Below are 4,803 nucleotides of genomic sequence, written 5' to 3'. Positions count from 1 at the left end.
CGATCGACGCGACCAATCGCGCGAATCTTCAACTGCGCGGCATTCGCGACGGCGCGGCCGACGCGCTGACGCGCGCGTTGCTCGACGCGGGTCTCGGCCCCCGCATTGACGGCAGCGCCAATGCCACCGCCGACGCAGCCGCGCTCGCCGCGAGCGACGACGTCCGCAACCTGATGCTCAGCCCGCTCGCCGGCCACGATCCGGCCGCGCTCCTCGATAGCTGCGCACTCGCCGCACCGCTCTTCGACATGCTGGCGCGCGAGCCACGCCGCGGCGAGCTGTCGCCGAAATTCTCGATCCAGCTCGACGGCGGCGAATCGGTTGCGGCGCTCGACCATCCACACGACATCTGGCTGGCCGCCTGGCGCCGCGGCGACGGCGCGGTGCGCCTCGCGGCCGGGCTGGCCGGTTGCCCGCCGGTCGCGCACGACTACCCGCCCGCTTCGGTCGATGTCGCGCCCGATCAAGGTGTCGCACTGGTCCGCGCGCTGCTGCTCGCGTTCCTCGATCTTGCTCCGGCCGACGTCACGCGGATGCGCGCGCTGCTCGCAACATGCGGCGAACGCACATTGCTCGAACGCGCGCAGCGCTATTTACCCTTCCCGCTTGCAGCCGATCCGGCGCTCACCGGCTGGCGCCGTACGCGCGCCGACGCGGCGCTGCGTTTCGGCGTGCGCCCGTCGCTCGATGCAGCGCGCTGCAACGTCGGCGCGCAATGCGTGCTCGGCCGGCTCGATGCCACGCAACTGGAACGGCTCGCCATGCTGGCCGAAACCGACGGCGACGGCACGCTGTCGATGACACCGTGGCAAGGCGTGTTCCTGCATCGCGTATCGCTCGAACGCGCACCGGCCACGCTCGACGCACTCGCGTCGCTCGGCCTCGTCTGCGCGTCGTCCGACCCGCTGGCGACGCTCGTTGCATGCACCGGCAGCGCGGGCTGCGCGAAGGCGCGCGCCGACACCAAACACGATGCGCTCGCGCTCGCCGCCCGCATCGGCCATGCGGTCGACGTGCACCTGACCGGCTGCGAACGCCACTGCGCGCTGCCGCATCCCGCGACGCACACGCTCGTCGCGGTTGCGCCCGCGCACTACGACCTTTACCGGCGCGACGCCGCTGCGGGCCTCGGCGCCCCGCTCGCGCGCCATCTGACGATTGACCAGGCCGCGGCCCGACTGACGGGCGCGCGGCACAGCCAGGACACCACCGATGCTTGACTACATTCGCGACGGGCAGGAAATCTACCGCCAGTCGTTCGCGACGATCCGCGCCGAGGCCGACCTGTCGCAGGTTCCGCCCGACCTCGAGAAACTCGCGGTGCGCGTGATCCATGCGTGCGGGATGGTCGACGTCGTCTACGACCTGCGCTTCTCGGCCGGTGCCGGCACGGCGGGCCGCACGGCTCTTGCCGCCGGTGCGCCGATCCTGTGCGACGCGAGGATGGTCGCCGAAGGCATCACGCGCGCGCGGCTGCCGGCCGACAACCGCGTGATCTGCACGCTCGGCGAGCCCGAGGTGCCCGATCTCGCGCGACATCTGGGCAACACGCGTTCGGCGGCCGCGCTCGAGCTGTGGCGTCCGCATCTCGCGGGCAGCGTCGTCGTGATCGGCAATGCACCGACCGCGCTGTTCCACCTGCTCGACATGATCGATGCCGGTGCACCGCGCCCCGCATTGATCCTCGGTTTCCCGGTCGGCTTCATCGGCGCGGCCGAATCGAAGGCATTGCTCGACGCCGACAGCCGCGGCGTACCGTACGTGGCGGTGCTCGGCCGGCGTGGCGGCAGTGCGATGGCGGCTGCTGCGGTCAATGCGCTCGCGACGGAGGTCGAATGACGATCGCGCGCGGACGCCTGTTCGGGGTCGGCGTCGGCCCCGGCGATCCTGAACTGATGACGATCAAGGCGCTGCGCGTGCTGCAGGCCGCGCCCGTGGTCGCGTATTTCGTCGCGAAGGGCAAGAAAGGCAATGCGTACGGCATCGTCGAAGCGCACCTGCAGGACGGGCAGACGCAACTGCCGCTCGTCTATCCGGTGACCACCGAGGCGCTGCCGCCGCCGCTGTGCTACGAGACGGTGATCGCCGACTTCTACGATACGGCCGCCGAGATCGTTGCCGCGCACCTCGATGCCGGCCGCGACGTTGCGGTGATCTGCGAAGGCGACCCGTTCTTCTACGGCTCGTACATGTACCTGCACGACCGCCTTGCGCCGCGCTACGACACCGAGGTGATCCCCGGCGTATGCGCGATGCTCGGCGGCACGGCCGTGCTCGGCCAGCCGCTCGTCTATCGCAACCAGAGCCTGTCGGTGCTGTCGGGCGTGCTGCCCGAGCACGAACTGCGCGAGCGGCTCGCGCGGGCCGACGCGGCCGTCGTGATGAAGCTCGGCCGCAATTTCGACAAGGTGCGGCGCGTGCTCGACGAGCTGGGGCTCGCGAAGCGCGCGCTGTATGTGGAGCGCGCGACGATGGCGAGCCAGCGCATCGTGCCGCTCGACGAAGTCGATCCGATGGCGTCGCCGTATTTCTCGCTGCTCGTCGTGCCGGGGGAAAAATGGCAAGGATGACGACGCCGCCCGCCATCGTGATTCTCGGCGCGGGCGCGCTCGATACCGCGCGGCGCATCCAGGCGCGCTATCCGGGTGCGCTCGTGCATGGTCTCGCATCGCGCGTCGCGGCCGATGTGGCGTTCGACGATCTCGGCGCGCACCTGCGTGAACTCTATGCGCGCGGGCTGCCGATCGTCGCGCTGTGCGCGGCCGGCATCGTGATCCGCTGCATCGCCCCCGCGCTCGCCGACAAGGGCGTCGAGCCGCCAGTGCTCGCAGTGGCGGAAGACGGGTCGGCGGTCGTGCCGCTGCTCGGCGGGCTGACGGGCGTCAACGTGATCGCGCGAGAAATCGCCGCATGCGTCGGCGTGGCTCCGGCGATCACGACGAGCGGCGAACTGCGCTTCGGCGCGTGCGTGCTCAATCCGCCGGAAGGCTATGCGCTCGCCGATCTTGCGCAGGGCAAGCGCTTCGTATCCGATCTGCTCGCGGGCGCGTCGACGCGCATCGACGGCGCGGCGCCGTGGCTCGACGACGTCGCGTTGCCGCGCGATGACGCGGCCGTGCATGCGATCCGCGTGACGCCCGATGCATGGCGCGGTACGCGCGACGAGCTCGTGATTCATCCGCGCAGCGTGGTGGTGGGCGTCGATGCGCAGGCTATCCACGGCGATGAAGCGCTCGCTGTACGCATCGACGCCACGCTCGATGCGCAAGGTCTCGCGCGGCTGGCGCTCGCGGCTATCGTTGCACCCGCATCGGCAATCGGTGATGACGTGCTGGAAGAAGCGGCGCAAACGCTCGACGTGCCGCTGCGCTTCATCGATGCCGATGTCGACGTCGATGTCAGCGACAGTAACGGCGACGTACCCACCGACGCCGCCGTCCTGCTCGGCCGCGCGTTGCGCGTCGCGCACACGCTGCGCGCCACGACGAACGGCATCGCATGCGCGGTTGCGTCGCATCCGGTCGATCCCGCCACGCTCGGCCGTGCACGCGGCCGCCTGACGGTGCTCGGCCTCGGCCCGGGCGGTGCCGCGTGGCTCACGCCAGCCGCGCGCGCTGCGCTCGCGGAAGCGACCGACATCCTCGGCTACACGACCTACGTGAACATGGCCGGCCCGTTCCGTGGCGACCAGCGCGTGCACGGCACCGACAATCGCGAGGAAATGCAGCGCGCGCGCCATGCGTTCGAGCTCGCGGCCGAGGGCCGGCGCGTCGCGGTCGTGTCGTCGGGTGACCCGGGCGTGTTCGCGATGGCCGCGGCCGTGCTCGAAGCGCTCGACGAAGCGCGCGATCCGCACTGGGCTGCGGTCGACCTGCGCGTGGAGCCCGGCATCTCGGCGTCGCTCGCGACGGCCGCGCAGGCCGGCGCGCCGCTCGGCCACGACTTCTGCGCGATCTCGCTGTCGGACAACCTGAAGCCGTGGGACGTGATCGAGACACGCCTGCGGCATGCGGCGCAGGCCGATCTCGTGATGGCGTTCTACAACCCGATCTCGCGTGCGCGGCCTTGGCAGCTCGATCGCGCGCTCGACGTCGTGCGCGCGCATCGCACGGCCGAGACGGTGGTCGTGCTGGGCCGCGACATCGGCCGGCCGGGCGCAACGCTCACGACGACGACGCTCGGCGCGCTGCGCAGCGACCAGGTCGACATGCGCACGATGGTGATCGTCGGCTCGTCGACGACGCGGCGTTTCGCGATCGGCCACGCACGCGAGTGGGTCTATACGCCGCGCTGGTATCGCTGAACCCGGTCAGCGCGTCGGCGTGACGGTGCGTGCGTCGGCCTGTGCGGTGCCGGCTGCGCTGCCCGCGTGCCAGAACCGGTACACGAGCACGCCGACGATGGCCTGTGCCGCGACCACGAACGCGACGCAGCCGGCCCATCCCCACCGATGCCAGCCGGGCACCGGCAGGATCGAGCCGAGGCTGCCGCCGAAGTAGTAGCAGGACAGGTAGATGCCGATCGCCGTCGAGCGCGCGCTCGACGCCGCCTGCGAGATGAACGTGTTGGCCGACGCCTGTTCGACAAATACGGCGGTCGAGCTGAGCGCGAGGCCGGCCAGGATCGCCGGCACGTTGTCGGACAGCGTCAGCAACGCCCCGCCGATCGCGAGCGCGGCCGCGGCAAGCCCCGGCAGATCGGAAGAGCCTCGTGTAGGGAACGAGTGTAAGATAATTTGTAAATCTCGGTGTTCCCCGTTTCCCTCAAAAAAAACACACTCACAACACCAAAATATACATCAAA

4 protein-coding genes and 1 pseudogene are annotated in these 4,803 nt (G+C 70.4%); 4 read left to right on the top strand and 1 reads right to left on the bottom strand.

Annotated elements, in window-relative coordinates; genetic code table 11:
- The 4 genes from cobG to cobJ form a co-directional block, all read left to right on the top strand.
- On the top strand, positions 1-1,220 hold a 1,220-nt coding region (cobG, locus tag G3O00_RS40030; protein WP_241025558.1), incomplete at its 5' end, for a precorrin-3B synthase.
- Entirely contained in the window at positions 1,213-1,839 is a 627-nt protein-coding gene (locus G3O00_RS40025) for a precorrin-8X methylmutase (protein WP_174931461.1), read from the top strand. The genes cobG and G3O00_RS40025, both read left to right, overlap by 8 nt.
- On the top strand, positions 1,836-2,570 hold the full coding sequence (locus G3O00_RS40020; RefSeq protein ID WP_206146295.1) for a precorrin-2 C(20)-methyltransferase: 735 nt from the start codon (positions 1,836-1,838) through the stop codon (positions 2,568-2,570). The genes G3O00_RS40025 and G3O00_RS40020 overlap by 4 nt, the downstream gene beginning before the upstream one ends.
- Complete coding sequence (cobJ, locus tag G3O00_RS40015; protein ID WP_206146294.1) at positions 2,567-4,303, top strand: precorrin-3B C(17)-methyltransferase; 1,737 nt, start codon at positions 2,567-2,569, stop codon at positions 4,301-4,303. The genes G3O00_RS40020 and cobJ overlap by 4 nt, the downstream gene beginning before the upstream one ends.
- A gap of 6 nt (positions 4,304-4,309) precedes the next feature.
- Here cobJ and G3O00_RS40010 read toward each other — a convergent pair.
- A pseudogene (locus G3O00_RS40010) lies at positions 4,310-4,711 on the bottom strand (MFS transporter); the annotation flags it as partial.
- Between the last annotated feature and the right edge of the window lie 92 nt (positions 4,712-4,803).

Origin of the sequence: Burkholderia sp. Ac-20384 (assembly GCF_017104605.1) — a bacterium.
GTDB lineage: Bacteria > Pseudomonadota > Gammaproteobacteria > Burkholderiales > Burkholderiaceae > Burkholderia > Burkholderia lata.
The sequence above is the reverse complement of the archived record's forward strand: the minus strand, read 5'-3'. Positions and strand labels throughout refer to the sequence as shown.

What these genes read in the sequence shown, in the direction of transcription:
- G3O00_RS40020 (WP_206146295.1), top strand. Translation starts at nt 1,836, where the DNA reads ATGACGATCGCGCGCGGACGCCTGTTCGGGGTCGGCGTCGGCCCCGGC.
- cobJ (WP_206146294.1), top strand. Translation starts at nt 2,567, where the DNA reads ATGACGACGCCGCCCGCCATCGTGATTCTCGGCGCGGGCGCGCTCGAT.
- G3O00_RS40025 (WP_174931461.1), top strand. Translation starts at nt 1,213, where the DNA reads ATGCTTGACTACATTCGCGACGGGCAGGAAATCTACCGCCAGTCGTTC.